We start from the raw sequence: 23,122 nt of genomic DNA, 5'->3' as shown, positions 1-23,122 counted from the left end.
TCTTGGGAAACAGGCGCCGATTGTCCCCCAGGCTTACCGTTTGGGCTGGGGCTTCAGGATCGCGTCGGCCCGTGCCCGGTCTTCAGGCTGCAGGAGCGGCTCGATGGCGCCCAGCGCTGCGGCTGCCTGTTCATGCCCCGAAGCCTGGGCCAGCGTGAACCAGGCATAGGCCGTGCCCAGGTCCTTGGGCCCGCCCTCGGCGCGGCTGAGCATCACGCCCAGATTGAACATGGCCTCGGCCTGTCCGCGCGTGGCGGCGGCCTGGAAGAGCTTGCGGGCCGTGGCCATGTCCTGCGCGATCAGCTGGCCGTTGTAGAAGTAGGTGGCCAGCGCGTTCTGCGCGTCGGCATGCCCCTTCAGCGCGGCTTCCTTGTAGAAGACCAGGGCGCGGCCCTGGTCCAGCGGCAGGCCAACGCCCAGGTCGTACATGCGGGCCGCGGTGTAGGTCGCTTCCACATGGCCGGCTTTCGCGGCCTCGAGGAACCAGGCGCCGGCGCGCTGCGGGTCGCGCGGCACGCCGTCGCTTCCGTCGCGGTAGAGCCGGGCCAGCTCGTACGCGGCCGGCGCATGGCCTTGCTCAGCGGCCTGCTTGAAGAGTTCAAGGGCCTGGCGGCCGCTTTTCTCGCCGCCATAGCCGATCAAGGCGGCCTGGCCAAGCAGATGGGCCGCCGGCATGAAGCCGAAATCCAGCGCCTTGGCATACCAGCGGCGGGCCTCGGACGGGTCTCGTCTCGTGCCCTGGCCGGTCATGTGGATCTTGGCCAGCATCATTGCGGCGTCCACCCGCACCGTCAGCTGATCCGGCGAGCGCGGATCGAAACGCATCCGGTCGGCCACCGGGTCGAAGCGGCCATCGGTGATCTTGCGAAACCAGGCCAACGCCTGCTTCGTGTCCTTCGCTGTCCCCAGGCCCAGCAGATGGATGCGGCCCAGCATCATGGCCGCCTCCTCGTAGCCGAGTTTGTCCCAGGCCTGCTCGAAATGCTTGCGCGCGCTGGCGAAGTCCTCGGCCTCGAAGGCATCGAAGGCCTGGCTCAGCGACTTGTCCTTGCGGGCGATCCAGTTGCGGCCGGCGGCGAAGGCGCGGTCGGACTTGGAGCAGCCGACCGTGGGCGCGTTCGGGTCAGGGACGGCTTCTTCCGCTGCCGCAATCGCGCTGCCCGGCATGCTGGTCGCCGCCGAGCCTTCTGGCGCGGTGTCGCGCAGGCGCTCGGCTTCGTTGGACGGGCTGTCCTGCAGGCCGAAGTCGCGCATGTAGGCCAGCGTCACCGAGTCTTCGCTGGCCTTGTAGCTGCTCATGAAGGCGCAGGAGGACGCGTAGTTGCGCGACAGCAGCTTGCTCTTGGCCGCGGTGACGATCGCCGGGTCGACACCGCCATTGCGGCTGCCGCTGACCTGCACTGGCGAAAGCTCCTTCTTGCCGCCGTCCTGGGCCAGCGCCGAAAGCGGCCCGGCCAGGATCAGCAGCACAGCGAGGCGGGTTCGCCTCACTGCAGGCTCCGGATGTTGAAGCCCACCATGAAGCGGCGGCCGGTGTAGGCATCGCTGTAGACGCTCGGGATGCCGCCGCTGTATTCCTCGTAGCCGCCGGTGTTGGTCTGCGTGCGCTGGCCGGTCAGGTTGCGGCCCTCGAGGAAGATCTCGACGCCGTTCTTGAACTTGTAGGCCATCTTGGCGTCGATGAAGCGGGTGCGGCTGCTCCAGATCGGCACGCCCGGGTTGTAGGGCAGGCGCCAGTTGTAGGTGCCTTCGGACGGATAGTTGTTGACGTTCAGGGTCGAGTTGGTGCCGCAGGGCTGGTAGCAGACATAGCGAGGTGCCACGACCTGCAGCGCCACGCGGGCGGAGAAGCCACCGTCGTCATACCAGAGCGAGGCGTTGTACGAATACTTCGGCTCGCCGACGATGGGCTGCTCCTGGCCGGTGATCAGGTCCAGCGTGGGCACAGCCTGCTTGGAGCGGACCCGCGTGTAGTTGGCATCCAGGCCGGTGAAGCGCAACACCGAGGGCAGGAAGGTGAAGGCGGTCTTCATGCCCAGTTCCAGGCCCCGGCGCGTGGACGGCTGCTGGTTGTCCCATTGGTTGAAGGCGAACTCCAGCTCCGACAGCGGCTTGCCGGTGACCGGATCGATGGTGTCGGTGCCTTCGAAGACCTTGACGTTGGTGCGCGGCACGACCCGCGTCGGCGCGCCTACGAGGCCGCGGTGCTTGAAGACGGCGGCGGTGAGCATGGTGTCCTTGCTGACGTACCACTCCATCGCGATGTTCTGGTTGATATTGGTCCAGGGCTTCAGGCCCGGGTTGCCCATGGTGCCGGTGCAGTTCTGGTCGGCGTCGCTGCCGTCGCTTTCGTTGGCCCAGTCCTCGCGGCGCTCGTCGTAGATGCAGGTGCCCGAGGGCAGGAGGAAGCTGTAGGCCGGGCGGGCAATGGTCTTGGCGCCGCTGTAGCGCAGCACGGCCTTCTCGGGCACGACCCACAGCGCCAGGTTCAGCGAAGGCATCACGTCCGTCGTTGATTTCTGGATCGATGTGTTCTTGCGATAGGTGGTCGAGACAATACCGCCCGCCGCATCGGGGGTGAGCGGGTCATAGGTCGCCGTCTTCTTGCGCGAGATGAAGGTCAGGTAGCCGGTGCCGGTGACGTCGGTCTTGACCGCACGCACGCCGACATTGCCGGCCAGCTCCATGCCGAAGGGCAGCTTCCAGTCGGTGAAGGGCACGCGGTCCAGCTCGAAGTCCGTCATCAGGTAGGCGGCATTGGCCTTCTCCTGGAAGCGCGAGAACGGCTGCTCGTAGGCCTTGCCATCGCTGGCCTTGCAGGTCACCACGCAGTTGAGGTTGATCGGGATGCCGGCACCCTGGAACAGCTTGTCCACATCGATCTGGTTCCAGCCATTGATCAGCGTCGGCGAGCGGCCGCTGGCGCCGGCATAGAACTGGCCGGCCGGTGCCACCGACAGCACGTTCTGCACGAGCGCCTGGTACTGGGCCTGGGTCATCACGGTCTGGCCGTTCTGCGGCGTGGCCGGGTTGGTGCTCGGGTTGAAGCCGTAGGCGCAGGGCTGGCCGCCCACGGCGAGCGAGCCGGCGGTGTTCTCGCAGCCGACGATGGAGCTGCGCACATTGACCGTCGGCAGGTAGATGCCGGCCACATAGCCGGGCTGGCCGAAGGTGCCCAGCGGCTCCTGGATCGTGGCACCGCCCAGGCCCCAGAACTTGCCCGAGGTGTTGCGCAGGTTGATGCCGCCCTGCACCGAGTTCAGGAAGGGCAGCTTGTCCTGCAGGTCATAGGTGAGGTCGAGCTTGCCGGTCTTCTCCGAGGTCTCGCTCTTGAAGATGCGGCTGATCAGGACATTGGTCGTCGGGGTGACCAGCGGCTTCTGGGCCGCGGTGTAGGCCGGCACGGCCACGGTGTTGGTCGCCGAGACCGGCACGGCTGCGCTGGCCAGTTGCGGCGAGAGCACGGCGTACTTGGCGAAGTTCAGCTGGTCGTTGCTGCTGCCGGGTGGCAGCGCGAAGCTCCAGGAGCCATCGGGCTGCACGGCGAAGGTGGACTCGCCGTACTGATAGCCGAAGGACGCACGGCGGTCGTAGCGGAACATGCTCGAGTCGGCCTTGCCCCCCATGAAGACGGCCTTCAGGCGGCCGTTGCGGTACTCGCCACCGGTCTGCAGATACTTCGAATCCGTCTCGATCTTGCTGAAGATCATGTCGGTGTTGTAGTAGCTGTCGGTGGTGGTGTAGCTCGTCACGTGGTGCGAGTCATCCACCGTGTAGCCGGGCTTGATGTTCACCGTCGCGCCCTGGGCCAGCGGCGCACCGGCGCGGTAGCTGTAGGTCGTCGGCATCAGGGTGTAGGGGTAGGCCAGGCCGGTGCCCAGCGAGCGCACGCCAGCGGCCGAGTCGACGAAGGTGCCGGCCGTGTTGTAGGTCGGCGTGCCACCCACCGAGAAGTTGCCCACCACGTCGGCCACCTTGCGCTGGTTGGACGCGTACTTGCCGTAGATGTTCAATTCATCGCTGACCTTGAAATCCAGGCGGATGTCGCCGCCGTGGCGACGGTCGTCCTGGCCGCGCACATAGGAGCGGATCAGCGCCGGCGTGTAGTCGTTCCACTGGTTCAGGCAGCTCAGCTGTTCGTTGTTGCGCTGGTTGATGGCCAGCGTGCGCGCCGTGCTGCCGTTGATCGCGCTGGTCTGCGCCGTGGTGAGATTGGGGAAGGCAGTGAAGCAGTCGGCCTTGCTCTGCGCAGCGGCCGATTTGGTGATCAGCTCCAGCGGCGTGGCTGCATTGAAGGTGCCGCCGGCCGTCAGCGGCGAGGCCAGGAACGTGGCGTTGACCGTCGGGTCGGTCTTGGAGACCGTGGCCGGGTTGAAGGCAAAGGTCTTCTCCGGCGAGTTGTCGAAGTCCGCCTGGCGCAACAGGCCTTGCAGGCCGTTGACGCCGCCATTGCTCTGCTGATGGCTCTCGCTGTTGTAGTTGGACTTGTTCAGGTTGACCAGCACGCCCAGACGCTTGTCCAGGAACTTGTCGGCCAGCACCAGGTTCAGGTTGGGCGTGGTCTTCCTGTTCAGGGAGCTCTCGGTGGCGGCCACGCGCAGCGAGTAATAGGGCTTCTTGAAGTCCAGGCCGGTCCGCGTGTTGATGATGATGCTGCCGCCGAGCGAGCCTTCGGTCATCGCGGCGGTCGAACCCTTGACCACGTCCACGCTCTTGATCAGGTCCGACGAAAGCTCGCGGAACTCGACACCGCGGCCACCGCCACCACCCAGCAGGTCGGTGCCGCCACCAGCCTGCACGGCCTGGCCATCCATCTCCACACGCGTGAGATCGGCGCCGGTGCCGCGCACCGAGACGCTCACGCCTTCGCCGAAGTCGCCGCGGTCCAGCGCCACACCGGCAATGCGCGAGATCGCTTCGCCGATATTGCGGTCAGGGAAGGCACCGACGTCTTCCGCCACGACCGAGTCGGTGGCCGTGGCCGCGCGCTTCTTGCGGTCGATGCTGGACTGCTGCGAGAGCCGCGTGCCGATCACCAGCACCGAGCTCAGCTCGGCCGTGGCCTTCGCTGCCGGCTTCTTGTCATCCTTGCTGTCCTTGGCCTGTTCACCGCCTTGCGCCGCTTCGGCCGCGGGCTTGGCCGGCGCTACGGGCGTCGTGCTCGCTTGAGCCATCGCGGCCTCGCTGGCCATCAGCGTGAGGGCCATGGAAACGGCCAGGGCCAGGCCATCCGGCCGCAAGGCCAGTTTCGAAATCTTGTTCACAAGCTGTCTCCGTCACCGGGCTTGGCCGGCACTTTTTGTCATTGACTGGTGTTCACCGCAAGCGCCCCGAGGCTTCACGAGGCGGCGATCTACAAGCCTGCTTGCAAGGCCCGGATGAGGCCCGCCTGCGCTTGTGAGGAGTCCAGCTTATGAGGACGGGTCCGAATCGATGTATGACGCTTGTGCGTCGAACTATCGGAATTTTGAATAGCGGATGAATCGGCCGGGAGGCAAGGTTTCCGGTCACCCACTTTGCGGGTTATCCCGGGCGGATTCAGGGCGCATCAATCAACGCCTTGATCGTTTGTGCCGGCGCTGTTGCGGTGCGGCGACTGACGCGGCAAAGTCCTAGCAAGTCGCTGGGTCATGCGTTGGCAGCGCGCTGCGCGGCAGGCATTCAGGGCCCCGTTCAGACCCCCGCTCAGACCCCAGGTCAGAGTCGCGTCAAAGCGCCTTGCGCAGATTGGCCGGCGCAATTTTCAGCGCCTCGCGGTACTTGGCCACCGTGCGCCGCGCCACCTGGATGCCCTGCTCTTCCAGCATGTCGGACAAGGCGCTGTCGGACAGCGGCTTGTTGTTGTCTTCGGCGTCGACGAACTGCTTGATCAGCGCGCGCACCGCCGTGCTGGAGGCATTGCCGCCGGCATCGGTGTTGAGGCCGGACCCGAAGAAGTACTTCAGCTCGAAGGTGCCATGCGGCGTGGCCATGTACTTGGCCGTGGTCACGCGCGAGATGGTCGATTCATGCAGGCCCAGCTCGTCGGCTATTTCTCTGAGCACCAGCGGCTTCATCGCCAGCGCCCCATGCTGGAAGAAGCCCTTCTGCCGCTCGACGATGGCCTGCGAGACACGCAGGATGGTGTCGAAGCGCTGCTGGATGTTCTTGATGAACCAGCGCGCCTCCTGCAATTGGCCGCCCAGCGCGCTGTTGCTGATGCCGCCGCGCGTGGCGCGCAGCGCATTGGCATAGAGCTCGTTGATGCGCAGCTTGGGCGCGACCTCGGGGTTGAGCATCACACGGAATCCGCGGCCGCTCTTGCTGACGATCACGTCCGGCACCACGGCCGCCGCCTCGCCTGGCGCAAACGGCCGGCCCGGCTTGGGCTCCAGTGTCTGGATCAGCGTCTGCGCCTCGCGCAGCAGCTGTTCGTCGGCGCCGGTGAGTGCCATCAGCTTCTTGCTGTCGCGCCGGGCCAGCAGCTCCAGGTGGTTCTTGCAGATCAGGATGGCCACCACCTGCACCTGGCTGCGCGGCCGCGTGCGCAGTTGCAGGAGCAGGCATTCGGAGAGGTCCCGGGCGCCGACACCGGTGGGCTCCATGCTCTGCAGCCAGCGCAAGGCCACCTGCAGGCGTTCCAGCAATTCCTCGAGTGCCTCGGGGTCGTCTTCACCGGCGAGCGAGGCGGCGATCTCTTCCAGCGGGTCGGCCAGGTAGCCGTCGTCGTTCAGCGATTCGATCAGCACCAGGAGCGCGGCGCGGTCTTCGCTGCTGAAAGACATGCCGGCCATCTGCTGTTGCAGATGCTGCTGCAGGCTGATGGACGGCGCCTCGGTCTCGGGCCTTTCTCCGTCTTCGCTGCTGGAGCTGGCGCTGCCGGGCAGCTCGCGGATGCCGTCGAAGTCGTCGCCCTCGGTGCCGTTTTCCCAGTCTTCGCGCTCGGTGGTGCCGAAGTCCTCGGCCTTGATCTCGCTCGCGGCCTCACCATCGCCTGAAGGTGCCGAGTCGGGTTCGTCGGACGCGTTGCCGCGGACTTCGCTGAGCTCGGGTGCGGTGACCGCGCTGCCGAATTCCTCGTCGGTCTCGAGCAGCGGGTTCTGCGCCAGCATCTGCTCCACTTCCTGGTGCAGCTCCAGTGTGGAGAGCTGCAGCAGCCGGATCGACTGCTGCAACTGGGGCGTCAGCGCCAGATGCTGACTGAGCCGTACCTGCAGGGTGGGTTTCATCTCAGCGCAGCCCCAGCAGCCTACATTTTGAAGTGTTCGCCGAGGTACACCTTGCGCACGTCGGCGTTGGCCACCAGCTCGTCGGGCGTGCCTTCGGCCAGCACCTCGCCCTCGCTGATGATGTAGGCGCGGTCGCAGATGCCCAGGGTCTCGCGCACGTTGTGATCGGTGATCAGCACACCGATGCCGCGCGCCTTCAGGAAGCCGATGATGCGTTGGATCTCGAGCACGGCGATCGGGTCCACGCCGGCAAAAGGCTCGTCCAGGAGGATGAAGCGCGGCTGCGTGGCCAAGGCGCGGGCAATCTCGACCCGGCGGCGCTCGCCGCCCGAGAGCGCGGGTGCCGGGCTGTCGCGCAGCTTCTCGATCGAGAGCTCGTGCAGGAGGCTGTCCAGCATCTCGTTGATGCGGGTCTTGGTCCAGGGCTTGCCGTTCTCGTCCTGCTGCAGCTCCAGCACGGCGCGGATGTTTTCCTCGACGGTGAGCTTGCGGAAGATCGAAGCCTCCTGCGGCAGATAGGACAGCCCGAGGCGCGAGCGGCGGTGGATGGGCAGGCGCTCCAGCGCCTCGCCATCGAGCCGGATCTCGCCGGCGTCCGCCCGCACCAGGCCGACGATCATGTAGAAACTGGTGGTCTTGCCGGCACCGTTGGGACCCAGGAGGCCCACGACTTCACCGCTGTCCACGGCCAGGTGCACGTTCTTGACCACGCGACGCACGCCGTAGGTCTTCTGCAGTCCGTCGGCCTCAAGCCGGCTCGGGCGGTCCGGTGCCGCCGCTGCGCTGTCGATGCCGCTCATGAGGGCTTGCGAGGCGTGGTTTGCAGCGTGGTGCTGGGCTGCAGTTGGGTAGGTGCGCTGCTGGCGGACGGCAATGCCTCGGGCGCACTGGCTGCGCGCGGCATCAACACCATGCGGCCGCGGCCGTTGGGGCTGCGCTCGACATTGCCGCCGCTGGTCTTGAAGAGTTCGCTGCGGTTGTCATAGGCGATCTCGCCACCGGTGGTCTCCCCGGTGACGAGGCCGTTGCGCAGTTGGCGAAGCACCGCATTGCCGACGAAGCGGACGGTTTCCTTGCGGCTGTCGTATTCGATCTGGTCGGCCCTGCCTTCGATCACCTCGCCCGGCGTGTCACGGCCCTGGCTGAAGCTCACCTGCTTGTCGCCGTCCGAAGTGGCCGAGGCCTGGAAGAAGCCGTCGGGGGTTTCCTTGATCACCACCTTGCCGGCCTTCAGCAGCAGGCTGCCCTGGCTCAGGATCACGTTGCCGGTGAGCTCGGTCAGCTGGTTGGCGATCTCGACCCGACCGCCTTCGTCATAGCTGATGTTCATCGGCTTGTAGCGGTCGCCCTTTTCGGCGCCCGCCGGCGCAGCGGCCAGCAAGGCGAGGGCGCTCAGCAGCAGCGAGGAGGAAAGATGGGCAGGGCGCATGGTGGGTGGGCGGCACAAAACTTGCAGGCCATTCTAGGCCCAGCCCACCCCCGGGCCGCTGGCAATTACGTCACGGCTTTGAGCTGCGCGCGCGCTGGATCAGGCTGTTGGCGACCTGCAGCGCGCGCATGCCCTGTTCCTGTTCGGTCATGCCACGTTCGCCCACCATCGAGGGCGAGGTCCAGAAGCGGCCGCCGATGGCGATCGCCGGCACGCCGTCCATGTTGTAGGCCTCGAACAGCTTGTTGGCCTGCAACAGCTTGCTCTCGATGCCGAAGGAGTTGTACATCGCGGTGAACTTGGCGGTGTCCAGGCCCATCTTGGTGGCCAGCGCGATGATGGCCTTGTCGTCGTCCAGCTCCAGGCGCTGCTGGTGGAAGGCGGCGAAGACGCGCTGGTGGTATTCCTCGGCCTTGCCCAGGCCGTCAAGCGCGTAGAACAGCTTCTGGTGCGGCTTGATATTGGGGCGGAAGCCGACATGCACGCGGCGGAACACCACGTCGGGGGGCAGCTGCTTGACCCATTCCTGCAGCATCGGCTCCAGCGCATAGCAATGCGGGCAGCCGTACCAGAAGAACTCGGTGACCTCGATCTTGCCCGGCGTCGTGGGCAGCGGGCTGGCGAGGCGCTTGAAATGCTTGCCCTCGATGGGGCCGCCCTGTGCCTGGGCGAGGCCGGCGCTGCCAAGTGCAAGGGCCGAGAGTCCGAGAGCGGAGAAGTCGCGACGATTCATGAATCAGCTACCTGTGAACTGCGAATAGGGGGTGCAACGGCCGGGATCGTAGAACAGCTGACCGATCAGCGCTGGACACGCACCAGATTGGCGTCGACGCCGGCGGTTTCCAGCTTCTTCTGCAGGCCTTCGGCGTCCTCGCGCGCATCCAGCGGGCCGATGCGGACCCGGTACACGGTGCGGCCCGATTGTTCGAATTCGTAAATCCTGGCGCTGTGGCCGAGCAGGGCCAGCTTGGCGCGCTGGGCTTCGGCGTCGTCATTCTTCAGATACGCGCCGGCCTGAACGAAGTAGATCGATGGGTCGGCCGCGGGAGCCTTGGCATCCACCTTGGCCTCAGCCTTGCCGGCCTTGCTGGCGGCGGGTGCCGGCGCTGGCGCTGGCGCGGGTGCTGCGGCCGGTGCCGTGGTTACGGGCGCGGGCGCGGGTGCGGGTGCTGGGCTTGCGCTCGAAGGGGCTTGAGCAGGTGCCGCCGGCTTCACTTCGCCGCCGCTGACCACGCCGCTCGCGGCCTTGGCGTTCTTGCCGGCCAGCGGTGCGTTCGGGTCCCAGTTCTTGTTGCGTTCGGCCTCTTCGGCGTCCTGCTCGGCGGTGCGTTGCGGCACCTTGTTGACGAAGGGAATCGGCGTCTTGTTGATGTAGAGCGCCACGCCCAGGGCAACAGCCAGGCCGATCAAGAGGCCGACGATCAGGCCGAGGACGAAGCCTCCGCGCTCGCTGCTGCCGCCACCACCACCACCACCGCCCTGACCTTTGCTCATGCAGACTCCGTCGTTGCTTGTTCACCACGAGACATTGCTTCCGGCGCGCTGACACCCAGCACCGTCAGCGCATTGCGCAGCACCTGGCGCGTGGCCGCCAGCAGGGCCACTCGCGCACGGGTCAACTCTGCAGCCTGGCCCAGCACGCGTTCGGCCGCATAGTAGCTGTGGAAGGCACCGGCCAGATCGCGCAGGTAGAAGGCCACGTCATGCGGCGCCAGGCCGGCCGCGGCGCTGCTGAGCATGCGCGGATAGTCGGCCACCTTGAGCATCAAGGCGGCCTCGGTCGGGGCAGTCAGCAGGGCCAGATCGGCACCGTTGAGCGCGGCCTCGTCGCCGCTCTCTTCATCGACCCAGCGGCGGATGATGGAGCAGATGCGCGCATGGGCGTACTGCACGTAGAACACCGGGTTCTCGTCGTTCTGCTGCAGGGCCAGGTCGACGTCGAAGATGAACTCGGTGTCGGCCTTGCGGCTGATCAGGAAGAAGCGCACGGCATCGCGGCTCGTCCAGTCGATCAGGTCGCGCAGCGTCACGTAGGAGCCGGCGCGCTTGGAGATCTTGACCTCCTCGCCGCCCTTCATCACCGTGACCATCTTGTGCAGCACGTAGTCCGGGAACCCTTGCGGAATGCCCAGGCCCTGCGCCTGCAGGCCGCCGCGCACGCGAGCGATGGTGCCGTGGTGGTCGGTGCCCTGGATGTTGATGCACTTGGTGTAGCCGCGCTGGAACTTGTTGACGTGGTAGGCCACGTCCGGCACGAAGTAGGTGAAGCCGCCTTCACTCTTGCGCATCACCCGGTCCTTGTCGTCGCCGTAGTCGGTCGACTTGAACCACAGCGCGCCGCCTTCCTCGTAGGTCTTGCCGGCGGCGATCATGCGCTCGACAGCCTTCTCCAGCTGGCCACCGGCGTAGACGCTGGACTCGAGGAAGTAGTTGTCGAACTTCAGACCGAAGGCCTGCAGGTCCAGGTCTTGCTCGTGGCGCAGATAGGCCACGGCGAACTGGCGGATGCCGTCCAGGTCGTTCACGTCGCCCGAGGCGGTGAACTCTCGGTCGTCTGCCTTGACGGTCTTCCTGGCCAGGAAGTCGTCAGCGATGTCCTGGATGTAGTCGCCGTTGTAGGCGGCCTCGGGCCAGCCTGCATCGCCCGGCTTCAGGCCTTTCAGGCGGTTCTGCGTCGACGAGCCCAGCGTGGCGATCTGCACGCCGGCGTCGTTGTAATAGAACTCGCGGGTGACCTGGCAGCCTTGGGTCTCGAACAGGTGGCAGATCGAATCGCCCAGCGCGGCCTGGCGGGCATGGCCCACATGCAGCGGGCCGGTCGGGTTGGCCGAGACGAACTCCACCATCACGTGGGTATCGTTGGCCTGCTGGGTGCCAAAAGCTGCGCCAGCGCCCAGCACCTCGGCCACCACGGCCTGCTTGGCGGCGGGCTTCAGGCGGATGTTGATGAAGCCGGGGCCGGCGATCTCCAGGCCCTCGACCCAGCGCTGGAAAGCAGGCTTGGCCTGCAGGGCGGCGATCAGCTGTTCGGCCAGCGCGCGCGGGTTGGTCTTGAGCGCCTTGGCCATCTGCATGGCGACGGTACAGGCGAAATCGCCATGGCTGGCTTGCTTGGGGGACTCGAATGCGGCGGCCAGGTCGGCGCCGGGGTTCAGTTCCTGGATGGCTTCGCCCAGGGCGGCGAGCAGTTCCTGCTTGGCTTGAATCATGGGCCGAATTCTACGGGTCCATGCTTATGATGGCCGCATGAGCAGCACGGAGACCGGCAGCCCCTTGGCCTCGATTGGCAGTACGACAGCCGACCTGCCTGCCTATGTCGGCAAGTACCGCGTGCTGCGCCGGCTCGGCGAAGGCGCCACCAGCGACGTCTATCTGGCCATGGACGGCTTCAATGGCAAGGAGGTGGCGATCAAGCGCGTGCGCTCCTGGGCGCTGGGCGCTGACGACATCGAAGGCCAGATCAGCAACCGCTTCTTCGCCGCCGAGGCCGCGCTGGCCGGCCGGCTGCAGCATCCGAACGTGGTGCAGATCCTCGACGCCGTGCCCGACCCCGACTCGCCCTATCTGGTGATGGAGTACGTGCCCGGCGTCACGCTGAAGAACTTCTGCCGCAGCGACCGGCTCTTGCCGCTGGACCAGATCGTCGAGCTCGGTTTCAAGTGCGCGATGGCGCTGGACTATGTGTTCCGCCAAGGCCTGATCCACCGGGACGTGAAGCCCGCCAACCTGCTGGCGGTGCTGGATGCGCAGGGCCAGGTCACCGATGTGAAGGTCAGTGACTTCGGCTCGGCGCTGAACCTGATGTCGGACAAGACGCAGGTCCACCGCGTCGGCTCGCTCGCCTACATGCCGCCCGAGCAGGTGGAGGGCGGCGACGTCGATTGCCGCGCCGACATCTATGCGCTGGGCGCCGTGCTCTACCACCTGATTGCGGGCCGCCCGCCCTTTGACGCGCCCAACCAGATGGCGCTGATGCACCAGATCTACCACCAGCAGCCGGCCTCGCTGGCCGACCTGCGTGGCGGCGTGACGCCGGAGCTGGAGGCGGTGATAGCGCGGGCGCTGGCCAAGCACCCGGAGGAGCGCTATCCGGACTGGGGCAGCTTTGCGCGTGCCTTGTCCGAGCTGGTGGCCAAGCAATTGGTGCCGCTGGCGCGGCTCTACGAGGTGCGCGACTCCGAGCGTTTCAACATGCTGCGCGACCTGGAGTTCTTCGCCGACTTCGGCGACGTGGAGCTCTGGGAGGTGGTGCACCGGGCGCGCTGGCGCCGCTATCCGCTGGACCATGCGCTTTACAGGCGAGGCCAGGAGGGCAATACCTTCCACATCATTGCCCAGGGCGCGGTGGATGTGTTCCGCGATGGCAACAAGGTGGTGACGCTGGGCCAGGGCACCTCGGTCGGCGAGATGGCCTACCTCGCGCCCAACCCCGACCTGCGCCGCCACAGCACCGACATCCGCGTGAGCGATGTCTGCACCACGATTTCGTTCACGCCCGAGTCGCTGGGCCTGCTGAGCCCCGAATGCCAGCATCGCTTCGACCGCGCCTTCATCCAGGTGCTGGTGCGGCGCCTGCATGCGGCACATGAGCAGCTGTCACATCCGCGGCGGATCATGTAGTTCAGTTCCTTTCCTGTTGTCCCTTGTTGTCCAGAAAGAGGTAGTTGTGATGAAGAAGTCCCTGCTGTCCCTGATCGTTGTCCTGTCTGCCGCCTTGGCGGGGCCCGCCTGCGCTGCTGATGCAGCTTCCGCCTGCGATGCCAAGGCGGCCGAGAAGAAGCTGGCCGGCGCTGCCAAGACCAGCTTCCTGAAGAAATGCGTGGCGGACGCCGGTGGCGGCGGTGATGCCGCATCGGCCTGTGACGCCAAGGCAGCCGAGAAGAAATTGGCCGGCGCAGCCAAGGCCAGCTTCACGAAGAAATGCGTGGCCGATGCAGGCGGCGCCGCGACCGCCGGCCCGGAAGCGGCCTGCGAGGCCAAGGCCGCCGCCAGCAAGCTGCACGGCGCTGCCAAGAACAGCTTCACCAAGAAGTGCGTGGCCGACGCTGGCGCGGGCGCCAAGTAAGCACCTCCTGAATGCCGGCACCGCCCGAGGGGTCTTGGGCGGCGGCCGGCCTGACTTTCCCCTGGCGCCTACACTGCGCCGATGTTCGAGACCGACACCAGCCGCTGGGTCGATTGGTTGCCGCTTGGCGACCTCGCCTGGCCCCTCGTGTTGCTGCTGGCCTGGTTGGCAGGCGAATGGGCTTACCGCGCCCTGCGCCTGCCCCGCATCTGCGTCTATGCGCTGGTGGGCTTTGTGGCGGCACCCACTCAACTCGGCTGGCTGCCTGCCCCGGCGCCTGCCCTGGCGTTGTATGGCGCCAATCTGGCCTTCGGCCTGATCCTCTTTGAGTTCGGCTACCGCATCAATCTGCGCTGGTTCTGGCGCAACCCGTGGCTGGTTGCCGCCGGCCTGCTGGAGAGCCTGCTTACCCTGCTGGCCGTGCTGAGCCTGGCCCGGCTGTTCGGCCTGGCGGACCTGGACGCCTGGCTGGTGGCGGTGCTGGCCATGGCCTCGTCGCCGGCGGCCATCCTGCGCGTGATCCATGAGCGCCGGAGCGCCGGCCAGATCACTGAGCGGGTGCTGCATCTGGCGGCGCTGAACTGCGTGCTGGCGGTGCTGGCCTTCAAGCTGCTGCTGGGCCAGTTCGTGTTCCAGCAATCGGGCAATCTGCTGCAGGCGCTCTATGCCAGCTCGGTGGTGGTGATGGGTTCGGCCCTGCTCGGCCTGGCGGCCGGTGCCCTGGTGCCGGGCCTGCTGCGCCTGCTCGGCGGCGACCGCGACTGCACGCCGCTGTTCGTGCTCGGCGTTGCGCTGCTGGTGGCGCTGACCTATTCGCTGCGGCTCTCGCCCATCGTGGCGGCCCTGGCCTTCGGCCTGACGGTGCGCCAGCAGGGCATCGTGTTCGGCCGGGCGCAGCGTGGCTTCGGTGCGCTGGGCGAGCTGCTCTCGCTGCTGCTTTTCATCTTCATCGCTTCGCGCATCGACGGGTCCGCCGCCGTGGCCGGCCTGGGCCTGGGCCTGGCGCTGGTGCTCGTGCGCCTGCTGGCCAAGGCCGGTGCCGTGGCCCTGCTGGCGCGGCCCAGCGGTACGACGGTGCGCAAGGGCCTTTTGACCGGGCTGGCGCTGACGCCGCTGTCGGCCTTCGTGATCCTCCTGCTGGAGCAGACAAGACATATGGGTGTGTCGCTGAACCTTGCCTTGCCGGCCCTGGCCGCCATGGTCCTGGTGCTGGAGCTGCTCGGGCCGGCCGTGCTGCAGCTGGCGCTGCGCCTGGGCGGCGAGCTGCCCGACGAACGCGAGGGAGGCTGAGCGATGGCGCTGGAACCCTTCAAGACCTCGGCGGCGCTGACGCTTGGCGTGGAGCTGGAGCTGCAGCTGGTCAGCCTGAGCGACTACGACCTCACGGCTGCCAGCCGCGACATGCTGGAGCTGCTCGGCCGCCGGCCCTTCCCGGGCAATGTGGTGCCCGAGATCACCGAAAGCATGATCGAGGTGTCGACCGATGTGCAGACCGGCCACGCCGGCCTGCTTGACCAGCTGCATGAGATCCGCGACCGCCTGGTCGAGGCCGGCGAGCGGCTCAATATCGGCGTGGCCGGTGGCGGCACGCATCCGTTCCAGCAATGGACCGAGCGGCGCATCTTTCCCAAGCCGCGCTTCCAGGAGGTGTCGCAGCTCTACGGCTACCTGGCGCGCCAGTTCACGATCTTCGGCCAGCATGTGCACGTGGGCTGCAGCAGCGGCGACGATGCGATGTATCTGCTGCACTCGCTGTCGCGCTATGTGCCGCATTTCATCGCGCTGGCGGCTTCCTCGCCCTATGTGCAGGGCCGCGACACGCTGTTCAGCTCGGCGCGCCTGAACTCGGTGTTCGCCTTCCCGCTCAGTGGCCGCGCGCCGTTCACGCTGTCCTGGGACGAGTTTGCGACCGGCTACTTCCGCAAGATGGAAGCGACCGGCGTGGTCAAGAGCATGAAGGATTTCTACTGGGACATCCGGCCCAAGCCCGAGTACGGGACCATCGAGCTGCGCGTCTGCGACACGCCGCTGCAGGTCGAGGACGCGGCCGCGCTGGCGGTCTATCTGCAATGCCTGTGCGCCGAGCTGCTGGAGGACCGCAGCCAGCTGCCCGCCGAGGACGACTACCTGGTCTACAACTACAACCGCTTCCAGGCCTGCCGCTTCGGCCTCGATGGCGGCCTGGTCGACCCGCGCAGCCATGAGTCCTTGAGCCTGCGTGAAGACCTGCTGCGCACGCTGCGCCGCCTGCAACCGCAGGCCGAGCGGCTGGGGGCCGAGGCCGGGCTGGAGCGGCTGCACCAGCTGCTTTTCGTCGGCAATGGCGCGCAGTTTCTGCGCAACGCCCAGCAATCCAGCGCCGGGCTGGAGGGCGTCGTGGCCAGCGCGCTGCAGCGCTTCAGGTCTTGAGCACGGACGCGCCGCGCCAGTAGGCCGCGCTGCCGTATCGGGCCTTCAGAAAATCCACCCACAGCCGCACCCGCAGCGGCAGATGCTTGCGCTGGGCGTAGACGGCGTAGATGCCGTTGGGCGCAGCGGCATAGTCGTCCAGCACCGCTTGCAGGCGGCCGGCTGCGATGTCGGCCTCGACCTCCCAGGTCGAGCGCCAGGCCAGGCCCAGGCCCGCCAGGCACCAGTCGTGCAGCACCTGGCCGTCGCTGCAATCGAGCCGGCCGCTGGGCCGGGTGTGGACCAGTTGTCCGTCGATCATGAAGGCCCAGCCGCGCGACTGGCTGGCGTCCGAGCTCAGTACCAGGCAGGCGTGGCGCGTGAGCTCGGCCGGATGGCGCGGCGCGCCGGCCCGCTTCAGGTAGGCAGGTGCGCCCACGCAGAGCCGGCGGTTGTCAGCGAGGCGCTGGCTCACCAGGCTGGAGTCGGGCAGGTCGCCCACGCGCACGGCGCAGTCATAGCCCTCGGCCGCCAGGTCGACGATGCGGTCGCTGAGGTTGAGTGAAACGCTGAGGTCCGGATGCGCGGCCAGGAACTCAGGCACCAGCGGCGCCACATGGCGTCGGCCGAAGCCCGCCGGAGCGGTCAGGCGCAAATGGCCACTGGCCTGGATGCCGCCGGCGCTGACCGAGGCCTCGGCATTGGCAAAGTCGATGAGCAGACGCTGGCAGTCCTCCAGGAAGGCGCTGCCCTCGTGCGTCAGCGTGAGCCGACGCGTACTGCGCAGCATCAGCTTGATACCGAGGCGTGCTTCCAGCGCATCCAGCCGGCGCCCCATCACGGCCGGCGTGACGCTTTCGGCCTGGGCGGCGGCGCTCAGGCTGCCCTTGGTGGCGATGGCGACGAAGGATTCGATCTGCTTCAGGCGATCCATGTAATCAACCAGGAATTTCGCTGGATCTTTGCATAAAAGTAATGAATCCAATGCGTCCGGCGTCAGCAATCTTTCCGTTCGCCGGGTCTAAATTGGCGGTAGTTCCTGTATTCGCTACTTTCTCCTTCTTGCCTTTCGGAGTCCGCCATGAGCCAACGCACCGCCCTCCACCGCCTGCAGGTCGACAGCGCCCTGTACGCCTTCATCAACACCGAGGTGCTGCCCGGCACTGGCGTCAGCCCCGAGGCCTATTGGGCTGGCGTCGATGCCATCGTCCATGAGCTGGCGCCCAAGAATGCCGCCCTGCTGGCCGAGCGCGACCGGCTGCAGACCGAGATCGATGGCTGGCATCGCGCCCACCCGGGCCCGATCACCGACATGCCGGCCTACCGGGCCTTCCTGGAAAAGATCGGCTACCTGGTGCCGCCGCCGGGGAAGACGCAGGTCACCACGGCCCAGGTCGATGCCGAGCTCGCCACGCAGGCCGGCCCGCAACTGGTCGTGCCCATCCTGAACGCCCGCTATGCGCTGAACGCGGCCAACGCCCGCTGGGGTTCGCTGTACGACGCCCTCTATGGCACGGACGCGATTTCCGAAGACGGCGGCGCTGAACGCGCTGGCGGCTACAACCCGGCCCGCGGTGCCAAGGTGATCGCCTACGCCCGCCAGGTGCTGGATCTGGCCGCGCCGCTGGCCGGCGCCTCGCACAAGGACGCGGCGGGCTATCGCGTTGAGAACGGGCAGCTGGTCGTGAGCCTCATCGGCGGCGCCAGCACCGGCCTGGCCGACGGCTCGCAGTTCGTCGGCTATCAAGGCGCTGCGACCGCACCCAGCTCCGTGCTCCTGCGTCACAACGGCCTGCATCTGGACCTCCAGATCGACCGCGCCACCGCCATCGGCGCGAGCGACGCCGCCGGCGTCAGCGACCTGGTGCTGGAAGCGGCGCTGTCCACCATTCTCGACCTGGAAGACTCGGTCGCCGCGGTCGATGCCGAAGACAAGCTTCTGGCCTACCGCAATTGGCTCGGCATCCAGCTCGGCACGCTGACCGAAGAAGTGGCCAAGGGCGGCAAGACCTTCACTCGCACCTTGAACCCCGACCGTGTCTACACCGCACCCGCTGGCGGCGAAGTCACGCTGCATGGTCGCTCGCTGATGTTCGTGCGCAATGTCGGCCACCTGATGACCAACCCGGCCATCCTGTGGGACGGCGGAGCCAGGGAGATCCCCGAAGGCATCATGGATGCGCTGGTCACGGTGGCCATTGCCAAGCATGACCTGACACGTCGCGGCAACTCGCGCACGGGCTCGATCTATATCGTCAAGCCCAAGATGCACGGCCCGGCCGAGGTGGCCTTCGCGGCCGAGCTGTTCGGCCGCGTCGAGCAACTGCTGGGTCTGCCGGACAGCACCGTCAAGCTGGGCATCATGGACGAAGAGCGCCGCACCAGCGTCAACCTGAAAGCCTGCATCGCCGCCGCTTCCAGCCGGGTTGCCTTCATCAACACCGGCTTCCTCGACCGCACCGGCGACGAGATGCACACCGCCATGCTGGCCGGCCCGATGCTGCGCAAGGGCGACATGAAGACGAGCGCCTGGATCCAGGCCTACGAGCGCAGCAATGTGCTGACGGGTCTCTCCTGCGGCCTGCGCGGCCGCGCCCAGATCGGCAAGGGCATGTGGGCCATGCCCGACCTGATGGCCGCCATGCTGGAGCAGAAGATCGGCCACCCGAAGGCGGGTGCCAACACCGCCTGGGTGCCTTCGCCGACCGCTGCCACCCTGCATGCGCTGCATTACCACCAGGTGAGCGTGGCTGCGGTGCAGGCCGAGCTGGAGAAGATCGATGCCGACGCCGAGCGCGAAGCCATCCTCGAGAAGCTCCTGAACATCCCGGTCGTGGCCAAGGCAGAGTGGAGCGCCACCGAGCGTCAGCAGGAACTGGACAACAACGTGCAGGGCATCCTCGGCTATGTGGTGCGCTGGATCGATCAGGGCGTGGGCTGCTCCAAGGTGCCTGACATCAATGGCGTGGGCCTGATGGAAGACCGTGCCACGCTGCGCATCTCCAGCCAGCACATCGCCAACTGGCTGCACCATGGTGTGGTGACCGAGGCCCAGGTGCGCGAGACCTTCAAGCGCATGGCCGCCGTCGTCGACCAGCAGAACGCCGGCGACCCGGCCTACAAGAGCCTGGCGGCGAACCCTCAGGGTGCGGCCTTCCAGGCGGCGCTGGACCTGGTGTTCCAGGGCCGCTCGCAGCCCAGCGGCTACACCGAGCCGCTGCTGCACGCCTGGCGACTGCGCGTGAAGCAGCAGGCTTGATGACCGAATGAAAGAGGCCCCGCGGGGCCTCTTTCATTGGCCGCTCGTCAATGCTCGCAAGTCCCTGCTGCCCATGCGGCGGTGCCGGCGAGCGGCCCTCAGCAGGCCGCCTGACTACCCATTTGGGTGGGTCGCGCCGATGCGTTGACGCCACAAGTGAGCGGCCGCCATGCGCGGCGGCAGAAGGCCTGCGGCAACTTGGGTGCTGATCGCCGCCGGGAGCCGGTGTTCAGCGCTGCATTTGGGCGCAGATGTGCGGCGTCGCCCGAAGCGAAGGCGCAGCTTCTGGAGCGCTTTCGTTTTTGTGGACGAGCGGCGCAGGGAGGTGCTGATTTGCACAAATGACACGCCAACCAGACTCTTGGGGGGGCTGGGGTGGCTGTTGTCTTCCGGCCGCCCCGGCTGGGGGTGTGCCTTCTCACGGGTGGCTTTCGGCAGGGCTGTTGCGGCAATATCGCGCCGCCGCCAGAACGGCGACATCAGAGAGAAGGTGCCCAGCCAACTGCAGCAGCAGCGCAGCGTCGCTTGCATGACTGCCAGGTCTGGGGATTCTCATAAGTCGAAAGCGCTGCAAAACACAAAGGCGCAAGCGACAACCATTGCTTCATCGGAGGAAATCTATGAGTCACTTCAACCGTCAAGCCGGCAAGCGCTTGACCCGCTCGCTGGTGGCCGCAGCCGTCGGCACCTGCCTGGCAGGCATCGTGATGGCCCAGAGCACCAGCGGCAGCGTCGTCGGCTCGGCCAAGGCCGGCACCGTCGTCACCATCTCCAACGACAGTGGCTTCAGCCGCACGGTCACGGTGGATGCGAGCGGGCGTTTCAGCGTCGCTCAGTTGCCCATTGGCGACTACAAGGTCGAAGCCAAGGGCCTGGGCAGCCGCAAGGTCACGGTGACCGTGGGCTCGGCGGCCGGTGTGTCCTTCGAGAACACGCTGGAGACTGTCACGGTGAGCGGCACCAAGCTCATGATCGACACGAGCTCCACCGATGTCCGCACCGTCATCACCGCCAAGGAATTGTCGCGCCTGCCGCTGGTGCAGTCGGCGCAGGCCATTGCCTTGCTGACACCGGGCGCCAACGCCGGCGCGGCCAGCTACTTCGGCGGTTTGACCTCGTTCGGCGGTGCTGGCGTCTCCGAGAACGCCTACTACGTCAACGGCTACTTCAGCGGTGAGCCGCTGAGCAATCTGGGTCAGTTCGAGCTGCCCTACGGCGCCATTGCCCAGCAGGAAACCTATACCGGCGGCTACGGCGCCAAGTACGGTCGCTCCGCTGGCGGCGTGATCAGCCAGGTCGGCAAGGCCGGCACGAACAAGTGGGTGTATGGCGGCCAGTTCTCGCTGACGCCTGCCGGCACCCGCGCCAAGGCCAAGGACAGCTTCTATCCCAAGCTCGCGCTGCCGGGCGACTACGAGTACGAAGACAAGGAACTCCCCGGCACGCTGTACCGCCGCAACAGCCAGAACCGGAGTGAAAGCGCCAGTCTCAGCGCGTATGTCGGTGGCCCGGTGATCCAGGACAAGCTGTTCATCTTCGCGGCCCTGGAAGGCAGCAGCACGGATTCGCTCAGCGTGCCTGTCAACGGCACGGCCTACAGCACGCGCAGCAGTTCGAGGGACCCCAAGGCCTACCTCAAGCTGAACTGGAACGTCAGCAATGACCACCTGCTCGAGTACACCTACCTGGGCGAGCGCTACAGCTCTGAAGGCACGCGCAATGCCTACAACTTCGCGACCGGCGTCGAAGGCGCGGTGTTGAGCACCGTGCCCACGCCGGTCTACAAGAACAGCGGCTACAACATCCTCAAGTACACCGGCTACCTCACCGACGACCTGACCCTGAGCGCCACCTACGGCAACAGCCGATTCACCAACAAGCAGGTCAATCCCAGCGTCCTGCCGGGTGTGCCCTATCTGTCGGGCGTGACCAGCCAGAACCCCGCCATCGTCGGCAGCACGCCCATTCCCAACATCCAGGGTGCCTACCAGGGCCACGATGGTCGCGACAACACCAACGGCCTGCGTGCCGACCTGGAGTGGCGCCTGAATTCGGCCCATACCCTGAGCGCGGGTATCGACAACATCAAGTTCGTGGCGAAGAACGAGGGCGACGCCCAAGTGGCCGAGTACTGGCAGTACGCCCGCCTGGGCAAGTCCGGCAACATCGATGCCAACCTGGGTGTCGGCAACCCCTACAGCCCGACCAATCCGAACGGCTACTACGTGCGCCAGCTGAAGTACTTCAACAGCACCGACATGTCGCTGGAGCAGAAGGCCTGGTACGTCGAAGACCGCTGGAACCTGAGCAGGAATTTCCTGCTGTCGATGGGCCTGCGCAATGACCAGTTCACCAACAAGAACAACGTCGGCGAAGCCTATATGAATGCCAAGAACCAGTGGGCGCCCCGCCTGGGTGCCACCTGGGACGTGATGGGTGATGCCTCGCTGAAGGCCTTCGGAAATGCCGGCCGCTACTTCCTGGCCCTGCCGAACAATGTGGCCATCCGCGGCGCTTCCGCATCGACCTACACCTGGCAGTACTTCACCTACACCGGCATCGCCGCCAATGGCATGCCCACGGGGCTCACAAGCGTGCCGGGCATTGGTGGCGCACCTGCACCGGGTGCTGTGTCAGGCAATAGCGAGTACGGCACGCCGGTCGATGTCCAGGGCTTCTCGCCCAAGGACCTGAAGAACATGTACCAGGACGAGTTCATCCTCGGCTTCGAGAAGGCGGTGAGCAAGGGCTGGACGGCGGGCGCGAAGTTCACCTATCGTTCGCTGAAATCCTCGGTCGACGACTTCTGCGACCGCGCCTCGCTGGCCGCTCAGGCCGGCCTGACCCATGTGAAGGACGTGGCCGGTCGGCACATCTACAAGACCAGCGACGGCAAGCAGTATTACGTGTCGGGCTGCTACATGTTCAACCCGGGCGGCAGCAACACCTACAGCTTCGAGCAGGTGGGTGGCGGCGAACGCCTCACCAAGAAGATCAGCGCCGCACAGCTGGGCTTCACGGAAGGCCTGAAGCGTGACTACAGCTCGATCGACCTGTTCCTGGAGCGCAATTTCAACAATGACTGGGGCCTGCGTGTCGACTACACCTACTCCAAGCTCAAGGGCAACAACGAAGGCCAGGTGAAGTCGGAGTTCGGCCAGGACAACATCTCCAAGACCCAGGACTGGGACGCCTGGCAGATGATGGAGTACGCCAACGGCTACCTGTTCAACGACCGTCGCCATCAGATCAAGGTCCGCGGCTCCTACCAGTTCGCGCAGGACTGGATGATCACTGGCAATGCGCGCATCCTCTCCGGCACGCCGGTCAGCTGCCTGGGCTACTACAACCCGGACGGCAAGATCGACGAAGGCTCGGCTGCCGGCGACCCGATCTCCTACGGCGCGGCGTATCACACCTGCCTGGGCAAGATTTCCCGACCAGGTGATGTGCGCACGCCCTGGACCTATCGCATCGATCTGGGCCTGCAATTCCGCCCGAAGGCGCTGGACGACAAGCTGGCCGTGACCTTGAACGTCTTCAACATGCTGAATCAGCAGCGTGTGACGCAGTACGACGTGACCTCGGAAACCGGCCCGTACACGATCAGCAATACCTTCATGCGTCCCATGTCGCGCCAGTCGGCTCGTTCGATGACGCTCAATGTGTCGTACGACTACTGATCTGCTGCAGCCACTTCCCAGCGCTGACCAGGGGCCCCTCGCGGGGCCCCTTTTCATGGGCTGCGAGAATCCACCCTTCGATAGGGAATA

At 66.4% G+C, this 23,122-nt stretch carries 15 protein-coding genes; 6 read left to right on the top strand and 9 right to left on the bottom strand.

Annotation, left to right across the window (positions count from 1 at the left end; genetic code table 11):
* Positions 1-33: 33 nt before the first annotated feature.
* The 8 genes from V3596_RS19770 to argS form a co-directional block, all read right to left on the bottom strand.
* The gene (locus V3596_RS19770; protein ID WP_334279551.1) at positions 34-1,491 is read right to left on the bottom strand and encodes an SEL1-like repeat protein; all 1,458 of its coding nucleotides are present in this window, start codon (positions 1,489-1,491) and stop codon (positions 34-36) included.
* Positions 1,488-5,264 (bottom strand): TonB-dependent receptor, encoded by a 3,777-nt coding sequence (locus V3596_RS19765; protein WP_334279550.1) that lies wholly within the window; start codon positions 5,262-5,264, stop codon positions 1,488-1,490. Before V3596_RS19765 ends, V3596_RS19770 begins: the two co-directional genes overlap by 4 nt.
* Positions 5,265-5,708: 444 nt before the next feature.
* A complete protein-coding gene (locus V3596_RS19760) occupies positions 5,709-7,208 on the bottom strand; it encodes an RNA polymerase factor sigma-54 (RefSeq protein ID WP_334279549.1) in 1,500 nt (499 codons plus the stop codon).
* Positions 7,209-7,228: 20 nt separating this feature from the next.
* Positions 7,229-8,008, bottom strand: a complete 780-nt coding sequence (gene lptB / locus V3596_RS19755; RefSeq protein WP_334279548.1) for an LPS export ABC transporter ATP-binding protein — start codon at positions 8,006-8,008, stop codon at positions 7,229-7,231.
* The gene (gene lptA, locus V3596_RS19750) at positions 8,005-8,637 is read right to left on the bottom strand and encodes a lipopolysaccharide transport periplasmic protein LptA (protein ID WP_334279547.1); all 633 of its coding nucleotides are present in this window, start codon (positions 8,635-8,637) and stop codon (positions 8,005-8,007) included. Before lptA ends, lptB begins: the two co-directional genes overlap by 4 nt.
* Before the next feature lie 70 nt (positions 8,638-8,707).
* Positions 8,708-9,370: a thiol:disulfide interchange protein DsbA/DsbL gene (locus tag V3596_RS19745; protein ID WP_334279546.1), complete on the bottom strand. Its 663-nt coding sequence runs from the start codon at positions 9,368-9,370 to the stop codon at positions 8,708-8,710.
* Between the two features lie 65 nt (positions 9,371-9,435).
* The gene (locus V3596_RS19740) at positions 9,436-10,131 is read right to left on the bottom strand and encodes an SPOR domain-containing protein (RefSeq protein ID WP_334279545.1); all 696 of its coding nucleotides are present in this window, start codon (positions 10,129-10,131) and stop codon (positions 9,436-9,438) included.
* Positions 10,128-11,846 (bottom strand): arginine--tRNA ligase, encoded by a 1,719-nt coding sequence (gene argS, locus V3596_RS19735; RefSeq protein ID WP_334279544.1) that lies wholly within the window; start codon positions 11,844-11,846, stop codon positions 10,128-10,130. The genes V3596_RS19740 and argS overlap by 4 nt, the downstream gene beginning before the upstream one ends.
* Before the next feature lie 37 nt (positions 11,847-11,883).
* Here argS and V3596_RS19730 point away from each other — a divergent pair, with 37 nt between their 5' ends.
* The 4 genes from V3596_RS19730 to V3596_RS19715 all read left to right on the top strand — a co-directional run bounded on the left by V3596_RS19730 (position 11,884) and on the right by V3596_RS19715 (position 16,111).
* Complete coding sequence (locus V3596_RS19730) at positions 11,884-13,257, top strand: serine/threonine-protein kinase (RefSeq protein ID WP_334279543.1); 1,374 nt, start codon at positions 11,884-11,886, stop codon at positions 13,255-13,257.
* 49 nt (positions 13,258-13,306) lie between these two features.
* Positions 13,307-13,702: a hypothetical protein gene (locus tag V3596_RS19725; RefSeq protein WP_334279542.1), complete on the top strand. Its 396-nt coding sequence runs from the start codon at positions 13,307-13,309 to the stop codon at positions 13,700-13,702.
* Positions 13,703-13,783: 81 nt separating this feature from the next.
* Positions 13,784-14,992, top strand: coding sequence for a cation:proton antiporter (locus V3596_RS19720; RefSeq protein ID WP_334279541.1), 1,209 nt, complete (start codon positions 13,784-13,786; stop codon positions 14,990-14,992).
* Positions 14,993-14,995: 3 nt separating this feature from the next.
* The gene (locus V3596_RS19715) at positions 14,996-16,111 is read left to right on the top strand and encodes a YbdK family carboxylate-amine ligase (protein WP_334279540.1); all 1,116 of its coding nucleotides are present in this window, start codon (positions 14,996-14,998) and stop codon (positions 16,109-16,111) included.
* Here the strand turns inward: V3596_RS19715 and V3596_RS19710 are convergent.
* The gene (locus V3596_RS19710) at positions 16,101-17,024 is read right to left on the bottom strand and encodes a LysR family transcriptional regulator (RefSeq protein WP_334279539.1); all 924 of its coding nucleotides are present in this window, start codon (positions 17,022-17,024) and stop codon (positions 16,101-16,103) included. The two genes, V3596_RS19715 and V3596_RS19710, sit on opposite strands and share 11 nt — an antisense overlap.
* A 147-nt stretch (positions 17,025-17,171) precedes the next feature.
* On the opposite strand from V3596_RS19710, the gene V3596_RS19705 reads away from it, so the two are divergent.
* Both V3596_RS19705 and V3596_RS19700 read left to right on the top strand, forming a co-directional pair.
* A complete protein-coding gene (locus tag V3596_RS19705; protein ID WP_334279538.1) occupies positions 17,172-19,349 on the top strand; it encodes a malate synthase G in 2,178 nt (725 codons plus the stop codon).
* 620 nt (positions 19,350-19,969) lie between these two features.
* On the top strand, positions 19,970-23,032 hold the full coding sequence (locus V3596_RS19700) for a TonB-dependent receptor (protein WP_334279537.1): 3,063 nt from the start codon (positions 19,970-19,972) through the stop codon (positions 23,030-23,032).
* Positions 23,033-23,122: the final 90 nt, after the last annotated feature.

Origin of the sequence: Roseateles microcysteis, from assembly GCF_036880965.1 — a bacterium.
Lineage (GTDB): Bacteria > Pseudomonadota > Gammaproteobacteria > Burkholderiales > Burkholderiaceae_C > JAUASW01.
This window is presented reverse-complemented; position numbering and strand designations above follow the sequence as displayed.

What these genes read in the sequence shown, in the direction of transcription:
- V3596_RS19745 (WP_334279546.1), bottom strand. Translation starts at nt 9,370, where the DNA reads ATGAATCGTCGCGACTTCTCCGCTCTCGGACTCTCGGCCCTTGCACTT.
- V3596_RS19715 (WP_334279540.1), top strand. Translation starts at nt 14,996, where the DNA reads ATGGCGCTGGAACCCTTCAAGACCTCGGCGGCGCTGACGCTTGGCGTG.
- lptA (WP_334279547.1), bottom strand. Translation starts at nt 8,637, where the DNA reads ATGCGCCCTGCCCATCTTTCCTCCTCGCTGCTGCTGAGCGCCCTCGCC.
- V3596_RS19705 (WP_334279538.1), top strand. Translation starts at nt 17,172, where the DNA reads ATGAGCCAACGCACCGCCCTCCACCGCCTGCAGGTCGACAGCGCCCTG.
- V3596_RS19760 (WP_334279549.1), bottom strand. Translation starts at nt 7,208, where the DNA reads ATGAAACCCACCCTGCAGGTACGGCTCAGTCAGCATCTGGCGCTGACG.
- argS (WP_334279544.1), bottom strand. Translation starts at nt 11,846, where the DNA reads ATGATTCAAGCCAAGCAGGAACTGCTCGCCGCCCTGGGCGAAGCCATC.
- V3596_RS19725 (WP_334279542.1), top strand. Translation starts at nt 13,307, where the DNA reads ATGAAGAAGTCCCTGCTGTCCCTGATCGTTGTCCTGTCTGCCGCCTTG.
- V3596_RS19700 (WP_334279537.1), top strand. Translation starts at nt 19,970, where the DNA reads ATGAGTCACTTCAACCGTCAAGCCGGCAAGCGCTTGACCCGCTCGCTG.
- lptB (WP_334279548.1), bottom strand. Translation starts at nt 8,008, where the DNA reads ATGAGCGGCATCGACAGCGCAGCGGCGGCACCGGACCGCCCGAGCCGG.
- V3596_RS19730 (WP_334279543.1), top strand. Translation starts at nt 11,884, where the DNA reads ATGAGCAGCACGGAGACCGGCAGCCCCTTGGCCTCGATTGGCAGTACG.
- V3596_RS19710 (WP_334279539.1), bottom strand. Translation starts at nt 17,024, where the DNA reads ATGGATCGCCTGAAGCAGATCGAATCCTTCGTCGCCATCGCCACCAAG.
- V3596_RS19740 (WP_334279545.1), bottom strand. Translation starts at nt 10,131, where the DNA reads ATGAGCAAAGGTCAGGGCGGTGGTGGTGGTGGTGGCGGCAGCAGCGAG.
- V3596_RS19720 (WP_334279541.1), top strand. Translation starts at nt 13,784, where the DNA reads ATGTTCGAGACCGACACCAGCCGCTGGGTCGATTGGTTGCCGCTTGGC.